General features: G+C 39.5%; 14 protein-coding genes. 6 read left to right on the top strand and 8 right to left on the bottom strand.

Annotated features, from left to right (window positions below; all coding sequences use genetic code 11):
- Positions 1 to 22: 22 nt before the first annotated feature.
- Positions 23 to 931, top strand: a complete 909-nt coding sequence (locus FCN14_RS10755) for a DMT family transporter (protein ID WP_246043150.1) — start codon at positions 23 to 25, stop codon at positions 929 to 931.
- Here the strand turns inward: FCN14_RS10755 and FCN14_RS10760 are convergent.
- On the bottom strand, positions 928 to 3,150 hold the full coding sequence (locus FCN14_RS10760; RefSeq protein ID WP_171032893.1) for a TonB-dependent receptor: 2,223 nt from the start codon (positions 3,148 to 3,150) through the stop codon (positions 928 to 930). The genes FCN14_RS10755 and FCN14_RS10760 overlap by 4 nt on opposite strands.
- Positions 3,151 to 3,554: 404 nt before the next feature.
- On the opposite strand from FCN14_RS10760, the gene FCN14_RS10765 reads away from it, so the two are divergent.
- Positions 3,555 to 5,075: an MltF family protein gene (locus FCN14_RS10765; RefSeq protein ID WP_138431297.1), complete on the top strand. Its 1,521-nt coding sequence runs from the start codon at positions 3,555 to 3,557 to the stop codon at positions 5,073 to 5,075.
- Here the strand turns inward: FCN14_RS10765 and FCN14_RS10770 are convergent.
- The 5 genes from FCN14_RS10770 to FCN14_RS10790 form a co-directional block, all read right to left on the bottom strand.
- On the bottom strand, positions 5,068 to 6,801 hold the full coding sequence (locus tag FCN14_RS10770; protein ID WP_246043151.1) for a SpoIIE family protein phosphatase: 1,734 nt from the start codon (positions 6,799 to 6,801) through the stop codon (positions 5,068 to 5,070). The genes FCN14_RS10765 and FCN14_RS10770 overlap by 8 nt on opposite strands.
- Before the next feature lie 5 nt (positions 6,802 to 6,806).
- Complete coding sequence (locus FCN14_RS10775) at positions 6,807 to 7,226, bottom strand: ATP-binding protein (protein ID WP_138431298.1); 420 nt, start codon at positions 7,224 to 7,226, stop codon at positions 6,807 to 6,809.
- Between the two features lie 8 nt (positions 7,227 to 7,234).
- Complete coding sequence (locus tag FCN14_RS10780) at positions 7,235 to 7,594, bottom strand: STAS domain-containing protein (protein ID WP_138431299.1); 360 nt, start codon at positions 7,592 to 7,594, stop codon at positions 7,235 to 7,237.
- Between the two features lie 348 nt (positions 7,595 to 7,942).
- Entirely contained in the window at positions 7,943 to 8,875 is a 933-nt protein-coding gene (locus FCN14_RS10785) for an alpha/beta hydrolase (protein ID WP_138431300.1), read from the bottom strand.
- A gap of 87 nt (positions 8,876 to 8,962) precedes the next feature.
- On the bottom strand, positions 8,963 to 9,469 hold the full coding sequence (locus FCN14_RS10790; RefSeq protein ID WP_138431301.1) for an SPOR domain-containing protein: 507 nt from the start codon (positions 9,467 to 9,469) through the stop codon (positions 8,963 to 8,965).
- Positions 9,470 to 9,613: 144 nt separating this feature from the next.
- Here FCN14_RS10790 and FCN14_RS10795 point away from each other — a divergent pair, with 144 nt between their 5' ends.
- The 3 genes from FCN14_RS10795 to FCN14_RS10805 are packed head-to-tail and all read left to right on the top strand — an operon-like array spanning position 9,614 to position 12,599.
- A complete protein-coding gene (locus FCN14_RS10795) occupies positions 9,614 to 11,263 on the top strand; it encodes an ABC transporter permease (RefSeq protein ID WP_212747625.1) in 1,650 nt (549 codons plus the stop codon).
- Positions 11,260 to 12,309 (top strand): ABC transporter ATP-binding protein, encoded by a 1,050-nt coding sequence (locus FCN14_RS10800; RefSeq protein WP_138431302.1) that lies wholly within the window; start codon positions 11,260 to 11,262, stop codon positions 12,307 to 12,309. The genes FCN14_RS10795 and FCN14_RS10800 overlap by 4 nt, the downstream gene beginning before the upstream one ends.
- Positions 12,310 to 12,320: 11 nt before the next feature.
- Positions 12,321 to 12,599, top strand: coding sequence for a GlsB/YeaQ/YmgE family stress response membrane protein (locus FCN14_RS10805; protein ID WP_138431303.1), 279 nt, complete (start codon positions 12,321 to 12,323; stop codon positions 12,597 to 12,599).
- Between the two features lie 55 nt (positions 12,600 to 12,654).
- On the opposite strand, the gene FCN14_RS10810 is transcribed toward FCN14_RS10805, so the two are convergent.
- Both FCN14_RS10810 and FCN14_RS10815 read right to left on the bottom strand, forming a co-directional pair.
- Entirely contained in the window at positions 12,655 to 13,176 is a 522-nt protein-coding gene (locus tag FCN14_RS10810) for a hypothetical protein (RefSeq protein ID WP_138431304.1), read from the bottom strand.
- A 97-nt stretch (positions 13,177 to 13,273) separates the two neighbouring features.
- The gene (locus FCN14_RS10815) at positions 13,274 to 15,661 is read right to left on the bottom strand and encodes a DUF5686 and carboxypeptidase-like regulatory domain-containing protein (protein ID WP_171032894.1); all 2,388 of its coding nucleotides are present in this window, start codon (positions 15,659 to 15,661) and stop codon (positions 13,274 to 13,276) included.
- A gap of 250 nt (positions 15,662 to 15,911) precedes the next feature.
- Here FCN14_RS10815 and FCN14_RS10820 point away from each other — a divergent pair, with 250 nt between their 5' ends.
- On the top strand, positions 15,912 to 17,510 hold the full coding sequence (locus FCN14_RS10820; RefSeq protein WP_138431306.1) for a histidine kinase dimerization/phosphoacceptor domain -containing protein: 1,599 nt from the start codon (positions 15,912 to 15,914) through the stop codon (positions 17,508 to 17,510).
- The last annotated feature ends 92 nt before the right edge of the window (positions 17,511 to 17,602 follow it).

Raw genomic sequence — 17,602 nt, forward strand, 5'->3', positions numbered from 1 at the left:
ATCTTCTTACAAAATATTCTTTATGTCAGCTGACTATCCGAAGGTTCAGGTTTTGGCGGCTCTGGCGGCAGGGCTTACCGCCTTTGGTTTTGCCCCTATTCTTGTCCGTTTGGCTCCCAATACTTCTCCACTAGTATTAGTGGTCTATAGAACTGTTTTTGCAGCATTGATGTTATTACCATTTTGGTTATGGCATCGCAATAATGAAAAACGAAAAGGAAAGGGCAAAGAACGTCTTTGGATTGCACTTTCCGGTATGTGCCTCGGATTGCATTTTATTTGTTGGATTTCTTCACTCTACTATACTTCGGTAGCCTCGGCTTCAGTACTGGTAACGGTGCATCCCATCATTATGATTCTGGTAGAGCGTCTGTGGTATAAACGTGGCTTTGCAAAAGCAACTTGGATTGGGGTAGTCATGGCATTTGGGGGGTCGCTGTTACTGGGGATTTCTGACAGCCAAATTGAACAGTCTTTTGCAGATCCGCTGTTTGGTAATTTCTTGGCGTTGTCAGCTGCAATTATCTTTGTTTTTTATCTATTAATTGGTCAAAAGATTCGCCAAAAGCGTGAGTGGGTTGACTATGTATTTCCGGTTTATTTTTATGCGGCTGCTACCTGTATATTGATTGCTATAGTGGTGGGAAAAGACTTAACAAATATATCAACAGTCGGTATTTGGGCGGGGGCGGGGCTGGCCTTTGGCCCCCAGATATTAGGACACGGCTCGATGAATTATGCCGTTAAATATGTGTCTCCTACATTATTGTCTACATTAATTTTAGCAGAACCATTATTAGCGTCGGTGTTAGCTTTTATCTTTTTTGCCGAAATGCCACCGATAACTTCGATTGTTGCAATGTGTATCATTTTGGTAGGGGTGGGACTTACCTGGCGGAGAGCAAGTTCAAAAAAAACTACTGGCAGTTAAAACTGAATTTTTGCTCCTGCCAACAATTTTCGGCCGGGACCGGGCAGTCCTAGTTGAAGTACACGCAGATCATTAGTGATGTTATTTACACGAAAGAAAAGTTCACTTCCTTCTAGAGAACTATCATCTGAGAAAAGATTGTATGATATTCGTCCATCAAAAATTAGTGCTTCTGGTAGCTCTACAAAGGTATTACGCTCGGTGCGTGTATAAATACCACCGGTGTATTCTGTTTGAGAGAGAATGGTAATACGGTCAGTTAGGCTATAGGTAATACCCAGTTTTCCTATCCATGTCGGTTTCTCATCAAGTTTGCGAGGTTCTCCCAGTAAAAAGCCGCGTTTATTCATATAGGTTATGCTACCATCGATAGATAAATCACTTACAGGCGTAGCAGCAATTCTTGATTCTATCCCCCATACCCTGCTACCATCCAGGTTAATACGCTGCTCTTTGCCTGCATTAGGACCCTGTTGAAATGTTTTTTTATCAATGGCATCATAGGTACGGCTTATAAATCCTGTTAGGGATCCACTAAAAGTAGTAGTTCGCCATTCAGCACCAAGCTCTCCAAGGTATGCGGTAACGGGTTTAAGGTCAGGATTTGGAACAAATTTGCCTAATGCCCCACCATAAAGTTCTCGCATGGTAGGGAAGCGAGGTTTGCGACCAAAAGAAGTGCGCAATCTTAATTGTTCAGAAATATTGTAACTTAATCCCCCTGCTATGCTGAGCGAAGAATTTAAATAGTGTTGATACCCCTCGCTTTCCCAGGGACCGGTATTTGTAATTGCGCTGCCCTCATAGCTTATTCCAACCATCCCGGTTAAATCCTCAGCAAGGGGGAAAGAGTATTCAGCACCCAGACTGTAAATATATTGTCCATACGTATCACTGGAGTCCCTTAGGGTATTACCGTTTGTATAGGGCACAATAGTTTGATTGTGTTGGGTAGTTAACATATTCAATGCTATGTCCAGATTGCCTTCTCCTAATTCTTGTTCAAGGATTAGACGTATACCTCCCGTGATATCAAGATCATCTTGGGTTTGATCCAAAGCGTCATAGTTAACGCTTTTGAATTGGTGAATATCCTGTTCATATCGGTTAAGCCATATGGAACCTCGCAGATGAGTATTAGAATCAAAGGGGAATAACCCACTGATAATAGCCATAGATTGACGAATAGTAGGATAACGCCAGTAGCGAACACTGGTTTGGGAAGGATTGAGATTGCTTTCCGGTGCAACTCCTTTTGCTGCATCAACATGAAAGATTGAAGCACTTAAACGAGCTCCATCGTTATACTGCTTTGTCGCTTCAAAAAATATATTCACATTGCGACTGTCGGTATTCACTCGTCTGTTATCTGAAGGCTGGCTAAATGGTACGGTTGCTCCATCAGGCAATGTATAGTCGTATTGGTTGGTATATCCTACCTCTGCAGTGTATGAAAAGTTCTTTTTTCGTCCGGTGTGGAGTGCTGAAGCGCCGCCTAATCCTGGTAAGGAGCCAGTTAGAGATAACTTGGTAAGGTTTCCTCGGTTTACTAATGATTGTGCACGAAAGTTTACTGCTCCTCCAATGGTATTAGTGCCATAGGTTACCGAGGGTACTCCTTTAGAAACAGTGACACCTCCCAGCATAGAGGAAGGCAGAAAAGATATATCAACACGATTATCCCAAGGAACATTAATAAGGGCCCCGTTAAAAAACTGGGCTGTTTGACGGTCGGCAGAATTTCTAAGATAAAGTATGGTTTGTCCCCTGGAATTGGTAGCTACATGAGCCGCCGGAAGCATACGAGCGACATCAGCAATATTCCCGAGGTCAACTTTTTCGATCTCATCGGCATCTATTCGTTGAACAGTGGCAGGATCTGGGAGATCCTTATTGGTATTGCTAACTACAATTTCGTTAAGTTTATATCGGGCAGGTGGTAGGTCGATATTTACTACTATTGTCTCATTGGCCTCTACAGTAACTTCGCGTGTTTCTTTTTTAAACCCAATTGCAGTAAACGTTAATTGATACCTTCCTGCCGATAATTGATTAAATTGGTAAAAGCCGTTCTTGTCGGTAGCAGCACCTGTTTTATATGAACCCTGATATTTGCTTAGATATATATTCACTTGTCGGATTGCTTCATCAGACTCCGGATTGGTTATTTGGCCTTTAATAATTGCTGACTGTGCGGAAAGTGTGCCAATGTTAGTCACAAAAAGGCAGCTTATAAAAATAAATAGCAAACGGGTATACATGCTGGCGAAAACTAAATCTTTTGTAATTAGACCCCTAAAACGTAAGGCAAAAAGTATTCATTTCAATCTTACTCCTCAAAAAAATAAGTAGGATAAAGGCTTCTGAGCTAATATTTACATTTTTTTAATGACTAGAAGCAGATGCAAAGTTTTAAAGCTCGTATTTCTTTATTGTTGAAATAAACGACTTCATTCAGGTAAATGTTATATATCACAGAAATAAATAAGTGTCTAAATATTAAAAAAAATACAATTAGACGATTTCCAGTGATTTTTTGGGTATCTTGGGGCTGAAATAGTAATGTACTTGGTAATTTCTTTTTTGCATGTAGGTTCATCGATCGATAACCAAACTGTGCACTATGCGAAAACTTATAAATGTTCCATCAAGACTATACTTGGCCGGAACACTTGCGGTAAGTCTTCTTCTCAGTAGTTGTTCTTTTTCTGAGGACGTTCCTTTAGGTGACGATACAGACCAACAAGGGCTCAATGTAAGTGTAGTAGAGCCCATAAAGCGTGACTATGGACAGATCAAAGAGAATGGTGTGTTGCGCATGATTACCCGGTACAGTTCCAATACCTATTTTTTGCACCAAGGGCTTGAATGGGGATTTGAATATGAGCTTGTTGATAAATTTGCCGATCAGCATGATCTTGCCTTAGAAGTGGTTGTTATAGGACCGGATGAAAATCCCTATGACCTTTTAAACAGCGGGAAGGGGGATATTATTGCAGCTAACTATACACGAACCCCAGAAAGAAAAAAGTATGTAGACTTTACACGGCCCTATAATTTAGTGAATCAGTTATTGGTATTTTCTGATAAAGTAGGTGAACCACCCAGCTCGGTTGAGGAGGTTGTTGAGCAGGGAATTCCTATTACTGTTCGCCGTAACAGTTCATACTATTATCGATTACAAGAACTTAAATCAAAGGGCCTGGATCTATCCATTAACGTGGTATCGAATAAAAAAGATACCGAATCATTATTGTATGAAATTTCTAATGGAAAATATCTGGCTACTGTAGCTGATGATAATATATTTCAGGCATCTAATAAATATATGCAGGGCATTCAACAAGGACCTGTTATGGCAAAAAATGATACAATCGCTTGGGCTATTCGGGAAAATGCACCGAGTCTTAAAACAGAACTCAATAGGTTTTTATATGATCACTTTCGTTTTGGTGGACCCAATGAGTCGCCTAAACGTTCTACCTTTTTAAATATCTTGCGGAAGCGTTACTTCAAAGAGGGGCCACAAATTGCCGATTACTATAATCCGGAGTCCAGTATGTTGGGTGGGGGGGTAATTTCCCCTTATGATGACCTTATTAAAAATGTTGCAGATTCGGCCGGTGTTGATTGGTTATTGGTAGCTTCTATTATAGCGCAAGAAACGAAGTTTAATCCCAATGCAAAAAGTTGGGCCGGTGCTGTTGGGTTAATGCAGGTATTGCCACGCTACTCACAGACCCCCTCAGAAGAATTACTCTACGACGAAGAGATAAACTTGCGAGAAGGGGTGCGCATTATAAATGAGCATTTAAATCACTATTCCTATATGGACAGTACAGACAAATGGTCGTTTGCCCTTGCAGCATATAATGCAGGGCAGGGACATGTGGCAGATGCCCGACGATTAGCTATTGATCAAAATAAAGATCCGAATGAGTGGAAAAATGTGTCTGATGCTTTGCTAAAACTGATGCAACGTAAGTATTATAAAGATGCCCGGTATGGCTTTTGCCGGGGTATTGAAACAGTTCGCTATGTAGAAGAGATTAAGAATCGATATAACATATATCAGACTATTTTGACCCTGAGTAATGAGGAAGAAAATAATAGAGGGCCCGGGGTATTAGGGATCTTTAATTAACTTTCAGTATGATCAGGGTAATATCGTCATATTGAACATCATGCGAGAAGGCTTGTACTTTTTCAATAATACTTTTTTGAATATCAGTTGCAGACTTTGATCGGTTTTCTTTAATACAATTGAGTAACCGCTGTTCGCCAAACTCTTCTGTTTCATCTTCATTCATTGCTTCCGTTACGCCATCGGTATAAAAAACAAGAATATCGTCTTGTGATAGTTGAATTGTTTGTTCTTCATAGGGAGTCATGGTAGGCATTGCTCCCAATATTAGGCCTCCTTCTTGCAGCTCTTCCGGTTTCTGCTTTCCTTTTTTGAGCCATACTGGAGGGTTATGACCAGCATTAACAAAGCGAAACATTAGGCTGTCAGGGTTGAAGATGCCCCAAAAGAAAGTGATAAATTTATTACTGGGTGTATTTTGGTGAATAATATCATTAATCTGAGCTGAGGCTTTGCTAAGAGAGATATCGATCGGAAGCAGAACATGCAACATGGCCTGTAAGTTTGCCATCAATAATGCTGCAGGAATTCCCTTTCCTGTGACGTCTCCAATAGCAAACAGAAGTTCATCAGAGGGTACTTTCAGGATGTCAAAATAATCTCCTCCAACTTGATATGAAGAAATGTTTTTCGCCGCGATATCAAGCTTATCAGTGTTTGGAATAGGGTCTGGTAGCAGGCCCTGTTGAATACTTTTCGCAATGTTGAGTTCTTCTTCAATCCGTTCTTTTTCTATCCGTTCTTCAAGCAAGAAGGTTTTTTGGATGGAAAGTACGGCCAGGTTTCCTAAAGAGCGTAAAAAATTATAGTCAGAGCTGGAGTATTCTTCTTCATTGGCACGTGCCCCTACCCCTACAAGGGCGATCTGTTCGCTTTGAAACTGAAGGCCAATAACTGCCTTAATTTCATTGGTTTTTAAAAAGGGAATTCTTTGTGCCAACTTTTGGTCAACCTCAACTAAATCATCTTCTAAGGCAAAAAGTTTGTCAATTTCTTTTGCTGATAATTCTCCTTCGATGCCACTTCTGGCTACCATTTTCCGTTCGCTTTCATTTTCAAGAACGAAGAAAAATTTTCGAATTAACATCTGACCCAGCATCGCAAATTTAAAAATCCGGACGATCTCATCCCGGTCCACCATGATGTTAAAATCCTTGCTGAGATCGAACAGGGTATTTAGCTCATATACCTTGCGGTCAAGCATACGATTTATGCGACGTAGTTCTGTAAACATGCGCGAGTTTGCAATAGCCACCGATGAAATAATGGATAAGCTCTCAATAAACTCAATTTCGTGCTCACTCAGTTCTTTTTTGTTTCCTTTAGAGCCCAGACAAAGAAACCCAATATGATTATTACTGGTCTGTAGGTTAAAAAGGGTGCAATGTTTATCACCTTCGATTATTTCCGGCATTTCAAAATCGCTTACCCCGCAACGAATAACAGACTGCTCTTTAATATTATGGTCCCAGTCGAATGAGAGCGTCTTACCTTCTTTGGGGCATCCTTTGCCTTTAGATTTGGAAACTTTGTAGTTATTGGTGGCTGGCTGATAGATAAGGATCATTCCCTTGCTTACCATCAATTTTCCCATCGTAATCAGCAACAGATTATTAAGGACAAAATCCATGTCCTGAGACTCTATAAGCATGCGTGAGGTCTCAAGCAGGGTTTTTATTTCAAATCGCGATTGGCGATCATCATTTTGAAAAGAAGAGCTACTCAAAACAGTTACCTTTTTTTGGTCATCCGAATTTCATTTACCGATCCCTTAGTCTCATATTCAACATCATCCATCAGTTTTCTAATAAGATAAACGCCTACTCCACCGCGCTTCTTTTCCTTAATTTTTTGCCGAACATCCGGCTTTGAGTAAGCACTGGGATCAAAGGCATCTCCGGTATCCAGAAGTGAAACCCAAAATTTTTGACTATTGTATCCAAGCTCTATATCTACAGATTTTTCCTGATCATTTTTATAGGCATGTTTAATAATATTGGTATAAGCTTCATCAACAGCTAGACGTATATCATCAACATCTTGAGGAGCAAAACCAAATTCCGAGGCATGCTCAGCAACAAAGGCGCGTACCTCGGACAAATGCTCGGTCGATGCTTTTACAGTAATACTATATGTAGATGATTTTGACAAAGTACTTCCTATTTCTGTTCGTTGTTTTCGAACTTACCAATGGCATCTGCTTCTGATTCTAAAATATCGTAGAGAGTGGGAAAGCCGAGTAGGTCAAATACATTATAAACTTTGGGGTTCATGTTTGTGAGTTTGATATCTCCCCCTAGACTACGGACGTCCTCTATATAAGCCATAAATACTCCAAGGCCTGCACTGGCTATATAATCTAAATCTTCGCAATTTACGATGATGTGATGCTTTTTATTATCAATCAGCTTTTTAAGCGAGTTTTCAAGTTGTGAAGCTGTATGAGCATCCAGCTCGCCACTAAGTTCGAGTACGTCGTAATCGCGAACTTCTCTGTGGTTAATCTTAAAATTTTTCATTTCTGCGGATTTGATATTAGAAAACTATTCCTTGATGGAACGAACCTGTAAACATAAAAAAATTTCTAAACATGGTACGCAAAAAACAGCTGGTCTCGAAATTTATCTGTTATTCCATATACAAAGCTTGGGTAATGCTCATGCAAATGCGTGTTGCAGAAATAGGAGTACGAAAAAAAAATAGAAAGGATTCAAAAAAAATAAGGCCTCACAAGTATCAGTTGTGAGGCCCTGACTATTCATCAAGAGAGACGCTACTTGAGCGCACTTAAATATACACTAATTAACAGTTTTAATACAAATGTTTCTGTTAAATGTTGTTTGTTTTAACATTAAACTTAGAGGGAGTTAGTTTGTTTCTGTAGGCCTATGAGTCCCAACGTCTTTGAGAAATTGATAAGTGTCATCGATAACATCTCCAACTGATTTCGATAGTAATGAGCTGCAAATTACGTGGCTTTTAGCATCTGGGAAGTTAACTGTGCGGGTCAATTCTGTGCGAGAATCAAGGTGTTTGATCATTTTTTTAATGGCTTTAACAGAAACCACAGTATCCTGTTCGTTCTTATTTTTAAAATAATAGCCAACAAAAACAGGGTGATCTATCCTTTTAAATAGCTTTTTTTGCATATTGTGTTGTACAAAGGCTCCAAGACTTAAAGCACCCCCTAACGCATATTTTTTATTCCAGATTCGATCTTCGGCATAGGTTGAGTTCGAGTTAGTTATTAAATGTTTTTTCCCGGGTATCAGGGCAAGAAATTTTCGTACTGAAGTATTGGTTAACAACTGTTGTTTAATTCCAAAGAATTGAATTAAAGGAGAATATAAAATGAGAGAAGAAATACGTTTTTTGAGCATCTCTTGTGAGGCCAAGTAAAGGGCCAGGCTTCCCCCGGTAGAGGTTCCCATGAGGATAATTTTTTTCCCGATACGCTTACCAATTTCAAAGGAAAATTTCGCTGATTGTAGTAGTGATTCTTCAGTAAGATTGATAAGAGGATGCTCGCTTTTTATTCCGTGTTCGGCCAACCTGCTTAAATACAAGTTACAGCCTGTTTTTTGGGCTATTGCTTTGTGAACTGGATCTCCTTCCGGATGTGAAGCTCGAAAGCCATGTAGGTATACAATGGCATATTCGGTTTGTTGAACTTTGGAAGGATTTGCCCAAATGATTTGTGCCTCTGTCCCTGGTTTTAAATCATAAGCCGACTCGTGATTTTTTAAAAAGCCATCAAGCTTAGATAGGGTGTCTGGAATTTCTGATATCTGACCATCCATGTAGCTATATGGTTATGAGCAGTTAATATAAAAAAAGCACCAAGAGAATAGATCTCTGGTGCTTACAAATAAAAATATAACGAGTTGTTATTCCTCGGTATCAGATTGGTCTTGGGTCATTGAAATCCAAGACTGTTCACTATGATTTCGCTGAAGTTTATCCTGTAGTTTTTGAGCCATCTCTTTTGTAGCCAGATGTCCCAGTCGAACTCTAAACCAAATGTTTCCGGTTTCTTCTTTACCATATTTCACGACATAGGCATTTTCATAGCCTCGGTCTTTCCATTTTTGGATTTGTGATTGTGCCTTGTCTTTTGATCTCCACGCCTCAACCTGAACTGAAAAAGCACCTTCGCTGTCAAATTCAATACGATTACGTTCGCGCTCTCTTTTTTTTGCAGCTGCTATACTGTCTTGACGTGCTTGTTCAATACTATCTTGTCGCTGTTCAGCCAGTCGTTGTTGTCTAACTTGTTCAAGTGAATCTTGACGAGCTTGTTCACGACGTTGTTTTTCTTCTTCGCTAGGTCCACATGCATTAAGTAAACCGATAGCTATGGAGGAGGTTACCAAGAAAATTACTATTCGTTTCATGAGTAAGTGATTTAATGAATAAGAATTTTTCGTGCCCACGCTTATTTTACTAAAAAAAGTTACGGTGCAAAAGTTTATAAACCAAAAAACTATCTTTAGAATTATATCGATAAATTAAGGGGAAGAATAGGGTGTAAATTCTTATTGACGGAGTTGCTATCGACCTCTTTTCTATTTAGATTTGATCTAAATTTCTCTCTTCTCAGAGCATCAGAACACAATATCATAGGCACAAAACTACATAAAAAATCTCCTCCTTGGTATTTACTGCTATTTGCAGTACTCATTGCAATAGGCGTACTATTACCACTGGTATACTTATTGATTCGTGCATTTGGGGCTTCACCCGAGATGTTAAATAATGTGGTATTCCGGATGCGGAATCTACGTCTGCTCGGGAATACTTTATTATTGACAGTAGGGGTATTAGTACTGGATGCGATGATCGCTCTACCGCTTGCATACCTTTCAGTACGATGCAAAGTAAAAGCTCGAAGGTTAATTACGTTATTGGGAGTTCTACCTCTGGCTATTCCCGGTTATGTTATGGCATATGCTGTTTTGGGGCTGGGAGGGTTTAATGGTAGTGTTAACGCTTGGGTTGGCTGGAACTTTCCTCGAATTAGTGGGTTTGCGGGATCATTGGTAGTATTGACGCTTTGTACCTTCCCGTACCTGTATTTGAATTTGCGTACTGCTCTGCTTGGTCTCGATCAGTCGATCGAGGAAGTATCTCGATCGTTGGGGCACGATGCGAAATCTACCTTTATCAAAATTATTTTACCACAACTTAAACCCGCTTTCTTAGCTGGGGCATTGCTTATTAGTTTACATGTTATCGGAGATTTTGGTACTGTTTCACTGATGCGTTTTGAGACATTTAGTTATGCTTTGTACTTGCAATACATTGCAGCTTTTGATCGCATATATGCAGCATGGCTGGCACTGATGTTGTTAGGGTTGACTACGGCAGCGTTGGTTTTGGAATATAAACTACTTAAGAAAGCGATATATTATCGTTTGGGAAGGGGGGCGGCCAAAACAAAAACCTATTTAAGGTTAGGCCCCTGGAAATACCCCGCTTATATTTTTGTTGTTGTACTATTTGTGATATCTGTATTTCTACCGGTATCCTCTATTATGCATTGGTTAACCCAGTCTGCTTTTACCTCAGTAGCAAGTGACCTGTACCATGCATTCTTAAATTCAGTAAAAGCTTCTGCACCGGCAGCTGTTTTAACAACGTTAATGGCCCTGCCTTTAGCTTATATTGGGGTGCGATACAAAACAAAATTAAGTAATCCTATAGAGCGAGTTGCATACTTAGGATATGCTACACCACCTCTAGCGTTTGCTTTGGCTTTTGTGTTCTTTTCACTTCAGGTATCTACAGTTTTATATCAATCGTTATTTTTACTTGTTTTTGCCTATTCCTTGCACTTTTTGGCCGAGGCAATTGGGCCGGTACGTAGTGCTTTATACCAAGCACCTCCGCAATATGAAGAAGCAGCACAATCGCTGGGATACTCTTCGGTTAAGTCATTTTTTAAGGTTACTTTACCACTATTACGCGGTGGAATTATTGCATCCGCAGCTTTGGTTTTCTTATCTGCAATGAAAGAGTTGTCGATAACGTTTCTTTTATCTCCAATAGGGTTTGATACACTTGCCCTTAACGTATGGTCGTATACAGGGGAGGCTATGTTTGCAGAGGCAGCTCCCTTTGCACTAACAATTTTATTATTTTCATCCCTCTTTGTAGGGTTGTTATTCTCGAAAGAGTTAAAAACATGATGAAAGATTTATTAACAGTAGAAAATTTAAGTAAGGCCTTTGGTGAAAGTGGGCCCGTGGTAGATTCTCTTGACTTTGAAGTGAAAGAGGATGAGATATTTGCCCTTTTAGGTCCCAGTGGGTGCGGTAAAACAACATGTTTGCGTTTAATTGCTGGTTTTGAGCGGGCTGATGAAGGGGTGGTAAAGGTTGATGGTCATTTGTTGGAATCTCCCAAACAACATATAGCTCCCCAAGACAGAGGTATTGGATTTGTTTTTCAAGATTATGCCCTGTTTCCACATTTATCGGTAATAGATAATGTTGCTTTTGGCTTAACAGATATACCAAAGCATAAGCGCGAGGTATATGCCGAAGAGGTGCTTTGTAGAACCGGAATGGGTGACTATAAAGATCGTAATCCCAGTGAGCTTTCTGGAGGACAGCAACAACGAGTAGCATTGGCGCGTGCTATTGCGCCTAAGCCCAAATTGGTTCTATTGGATGAGCCATTTTCAAACCTTGATGCTATGTTACGTGATTCTATGCGTAAAGAAGTTCGTAGTATTCTTAAAAAAGCTGGCATGAGTGCCTTGCTAGTCACCCATGATCAGGAAGAAGCACTCTCATTTGCTGATAGGATTGCTGTTATGAATGACGGGAAGATTGAACAAATTGGGACCCCCGAAGAGGTTTATTATAATCCTAAAACAAAGTTTGTTGCACAGTTTTTAGGACGAACTAATCTTTTCCATGCTGAAGCAAATGGAAGCCAAGAAGTTGCTACCACACTGGGACCCATGCATTTAGACTGTGATGCCTGTGGGCGGGTACTCTGTTCTATTCGCCCTGAGCATTTAACGTTGGAAGAAGCGACAGATCAAAAGCCTGAAAATATAGGTACGGTAATAGGAAGAGATTTTAAAGGTCACGATATTACCTATCATGTTTTGCTCAAAGGTAAAAAGTATTTGGTCCACACCGATAATCGAGTGCTTTTTGAACCCGGTGATGCTGTTGTAGTAAAGCCGCTTGAGTCTGCTGTGATTCTGGAAGGTGAAAATTAAACCTAAGGGGCATGGATTTTATATTACTACTTATTATTGCTGCTATTTGTGGCGCTATTGGGCAAAGTATTGCAGGTTATTCTTTAGGCGGATGTCTCATTTCAACGGTAGTTGGTTTTATTGGGGCATTAATCGGCAAGTGGCTTGCTGCCAAGATGGGATTGACCTACATAATACCGGTAGAAATTAATGGAGAGATGTTTCCAATTATTTGGTCGATCCTGGGATCGGCACTTTTTGCTGTTAGCATAGGAATCTTTGCAAAAGGAAGAGAATATCTTAAAAAATAGAGGCCCGATAGCATATGTATCGAGCCTTTGTACAAAATTTCAGTATGGAATGTTTCTATTCAGGAACTGAAAAGTCTTGGCTATATGGATTGTTATCAAAACCCGGAGTAATTCGTACAAAGCCATGACTCGTAGCATTGTGGCAAGAATTACATGAGTTAACCATCTCAATCGTTTTTGCTCTCACTTCATCCCATTTTTTATTTGCAAGAGCGGTTTCTACTGGTTCTATGGTAGGCTCTAGGAAAAGCTTCATAAATCGTGAAATATCATATCCTTCATATCCCGGTATGTTTTTTGTAATACCATCAGCGGCTGCCCGAACTTCATGAAAATAAAAAGTAGCTAATTCATGATTTTTGGCATCTACAGCCAGGGCATATTTATGCGTATAAAGCTGTAGCTGTCCCATCGCATCTGCCAATTCGGGAGTGTCTTTTTTTGCTTTTTCAATGCCCTGTTTTTGAGGGGCAGCATTCTCTTTGTTGGGAGAAGAACAGTAAACTAATAGTAGGGTGCACAGGAAAAGACCTAATACAGTGGTGATTTTATAGACGCCTGAAGTATTGGTATTCATTTTTTTCGAATCTGTTGGATACTTATTTAAAATGAGTCTAAGTATATGAAAAAATATCAAAAACTTAGAGCCATTATTCTATAAAATTTGCTGCATTTTAAAATATGCGCGCCACACCAATGTTTACTAAAAAGGCCGGTTCGTCAAGTCGTGCAGCAAAGTCAACACGAAATACACCAAATAGCCCGTTAATAGATGCACCGGCTTCCCAATAGGTGCCTTCTGTTCCCTGTGGTTGAAACCCTGCTAAGGGAGATTTGAGACTGTTCCATTCAGGCCAGGTGCGAGCGACTCCCCCAAAAGCAATCAGTCCTATATTACGTTCTACTAGTGGACGCAGTCCCAGTGCTTCAAATGGAATAGTACGAAAGTTATGTTCGATATTTAATGCCAAATATTGTTTCCCCTCAAATGGGCGCCCACGGCTGGCACGCATTACTCCAAATGGGCTGGTATTAGATAATGCGACATCAATAGCACCCAGTTTTTGTGTAGGAAGATTTCCGCTGTAAGTACCGGCTTGGATGTTGATATCCAAGGTGTTAGGCATAAACCTGCGTTGGTAAAATGTGGGAAACGACCAACCCATTTGCGTATTGTACCGACTAAAGTTAAAGTCGCTGCCAAAACTATCCGATGCGTGCTCAATTTGAAAAAGGATAAAATTTTGTGCGGTTGTTCCAAAGTTATACGCGTTATCCAGATTATATCCTGCTGTGATATCAATGCTTTGTATTCTGCCCTCGTTGATAGGTGGATTAGCACGATAGTTATCTGAACGTCCGGTTATATCATAGGCAGTAGTAGTAATTAGTGAATGATGTTTTTTACTATTAAAGCCCGCAGTAATCGAAAGGTTATCTTTTGGTAGCTTGAGAGAAGAAAATATTCTAAATCCTTCAGATCGGAAATAGTCAAAATAGCCTTTGTAGCCCATAAGGTTTGGAATACTAGAATAAAAAGGACTGTAAATCCGGGATTTGTTACGGGGGGTGGTTTCTGCATTATAGTGTGCACCAACAAAAGCGGATACTTTTTCTTTTTGAAGCCAATTTAAGTTAAGACCTCCCCCGTAGCTCCATTTTTTGTAACCTGTACTGTATCCCCCCTTAGCATCTAACCGTAGCCTATCTGTTAACTTAATATTGTATTTTAAGCCGGCAAAGAGTTCATCCACACGGTTATATCGAGCATCTGGTGAAATATTACCAGGCACTTCACCTAAAAAAGAAAAGGGACCTGTATTTGAGTTCTCATCCTCTTCCATAAACTGTGCTAGAAAACCAGTCGGTTTAAAAGCCTCTTCCAGGGTAGCAGTACTGTCAACGGTAACATAGGCTTCTTCTTCCTCCGCAGATAATGGAACTGTATCAACTTGTTTGTAGATGAGAGAGTCGGAAGATACGGTAGTGCTGTCAACACTAAATAGATCCTCTTTTTTATAAAGTGAATCAGGTAGGCTGGTATTTACTTTATAGTTTGTAATACGCGATAGTTGGTTAAATTGAATTAATGGAAAGTCCAGACCTACCATTGATATTTTAATTTTTCCTCCAATACGTACATCTACCGGAAGCCAGAAATCTTTACCAAAATTGTTAAACTGTTGTTCATAGGCGAGGTTGAATGATTTTACCGGGAAGGGAAAGCTTACAACATCATTGGGAGTAAGATCTACTTCAGCTAAGGCATATTCTTTATCAATGACATAAACCATACCTTTAAAAAGAGGTTGTAGTTTTCGTTTGGGAGTTACCTTGATTTCAAAAACTGTTTGGTTATCCAAAGAGGTTTGGTCAATAAGCTCAAAATTGTAATAGTTGAGTGCATCCGGATGGGTAACACCGACGAGTTTAAATCCTGAAATTTTAATGTTATCGTCGTAAAAATTGGGCAGATAGCTAACCCCGGCAAAATTATCAGCTGCTTCAATGTTGGCCGTTTGCCTTTTTGACTTTAGTACTTCGCGATGCCCCTGTTCTTTATCCCAGAAAACTTCAGAAACAGATTCGGTGATGGATACTATGCTTGTGTCGTTAGATATTTTTTGTCGTGTGTAAGCGTCTGCTTCATAGGTATTAAGTTTTCTGCGCCACTGTTTCTTACGTTTTATCACCTCTCGCATAATTCGAATGCCGGGATCTTCATCAGTTACAACGATCTCTTGCATATTCGTTATGGCGGGTTTTAGCGTGAAGTCTTGCTGTTTTTTCGATTGGCTAGTGATTTTTCTTCGAACTGATTGATATCCGAGATAACGTACAATAACTGTTGCGGGAAGTAACGAGTCCGGAATTGATAATGAGTAATTACCATCAGTATTGGTGATAGTACCTTTATAAGTGCCCTCAATAAGAATATTAGTGGAAGGTAGGGTTTCACCGGTTTTTGCATCACTTACGGTTCCCGAAATAGTATGTTGTGCTTTTATTGTGACACTTATTGGTAATAATAGAAAAAGTAATAAGAACTGTTTCGCTTCCACTGGAATCTGTTTTTTATTTATGGATATATAAGAGGTGTAGTACTATTATTTGTATTTAAGGTTACATGCAAATATGAAACTGTAAGTATTTTTGGTTGTTATTAGAAGAAATAAAGAAGGAATCGTTTCTGAGTGTGTTCTGAGATATGAAGCTATAGCAATATTAATTTTTTTTAATATATTGAGAGTTCAATACCTTTAGTAATAGAGTTGGCTGTTATCAGAATTTTAGGTAGGTAGAAATAAATATATGAGTGATCAAGAAGCACAAAGGGGATATTATTGGCAACCGGTTACATTTGAACTACTTTTATCTAATTACTCTTTGTCTGATGGACGCTTATGGGGAATCTTAAGTGGTTGGATTTTAGCTGTAATTGCTACTCTTGCTGCTACAGTTTTTCTGTTGCCAGAGGAATGGTTGTTGCTTGAAGGGAGTAGAAATAAAATCGTGCAGTTTTTTCTTTTCAACCCAGCCTTAATACTGGGAATGCTTCTTTTTTTCTGGTTTGGATTTGAATGGGGCTTTATTCCAATTTTTCTTTGTTCATTTATTATTGCTTTTTACTCGGGCATGGCTTGGGGTTGGGCTCTAATTTTTGGAATCGCATTTGTATTTGGTTTAGCAATATGTGCTACAGCTTACCGTGCTTTTGGAATATCCCATGATCTGAGATCGTTCAAAAGTATGGTGTTTTTTATCTCTATCTCATTCATTGGCTCCATAGGAAGCTCCCTAGGTGCATTTATATGGAGTTTTTCTCACCGTCTTTCTGCTTTTGATACGCTTGTAATTTGGAAAGGCTGGTGGAGCGGATCCTTCTTGCAGGCTTTGTTGATTATTGGACCACTTTTATGGATAGGAACACCTGCTGTAGAGCGGTTAAAAAGAAAGTGGTTTGAGTTTACTGAAGATCAAGGTGTGTCTTTGAAGTGGATCATTGGTGCTGTTGCTTCTATAACAGGAGCACTCTCACTTTTTATTTTTTCGGGTAAATTTCTAGGAGAGATGCGGGTTCAAGAGGTGATGGAAAGTCAAAAGTCAGCAACAGTTATTGATGTTGTAAATGCATTGGAGTCTTTTGAAATTATATCTTGGATCTCTATAGGTATTATTGTGCTAACCGGTTATGGGGCTTTTAAGTTAATAAGCGGTTGGAACAGACGGCTGACCAGAGAAGTTAAAGTAAGGACAGAGGAATTAAACGAAAGCCAGGAGAAGCTAAAAGTCTCACTGGAAGAGAAGGAGCTTTTATTACGTGAAATCCATCATCGTGTTAAAAATAATATGGCACTAGTAAGTGCCCTGTTAGAGTTACAGCAAATTAAATCAGGAGACCAAGCTACGCTAGCTAATTTTAGGACTGTACGGTCTCGGATAAAATCCATGGCAATGGCTCATGAAGTTTTGTATGAAAATGAATCACTGTCTAATATAAGCATGAAATCATATGTAGAACGGGTAGGTAAGCTTACGCATCAATCTTTTGGAGGTGGTGCTACTAATGTAGAGTTAAAGACGGATATTGAAGATACAAATTTAGACATGGCTTATTCTATTCCGTTAGGTCTTTTTATTAACGAAACTTTGATTAATGCCTATAAACATGCTTTTGATGGAAAAGACAAGGGTTGTATTTGGTTAGAGAGCGTAATAAAAGATGGGAAAGTTAACTTTGTGATTCGTGATAACGGTGTTGGGTTACCTGATGAACTCAATGAAATCAAAAAGAATTCTTTGGGGATAAGTCTTATTAAGAAGTTTGCAAAGCAGTTAAAAGCAGATCTTACTGTTGAGACCAATGAGGGAGAGGGAACTAAGTACTCTTTAGTATTTAGTGTCGATTAAAAATACGCTTATCTACTGTTATCTGCTTGTTACGAGCAGGGGAATAGGGAAACCTGAGAAGGTAAAGGCTATATTAGCTATTTGGAATGGAA

The organism is Fodinibius saliphilus (genome assembly GCF_005869845.1).
In the GTDB taxonomy this organism is placed as follows: domain Bacteria; phylum Bacteroidota; class Rhodothermia; order Balneolales; family Balneolaceae; genus Fodinibius; species Fodinibius saliphilus.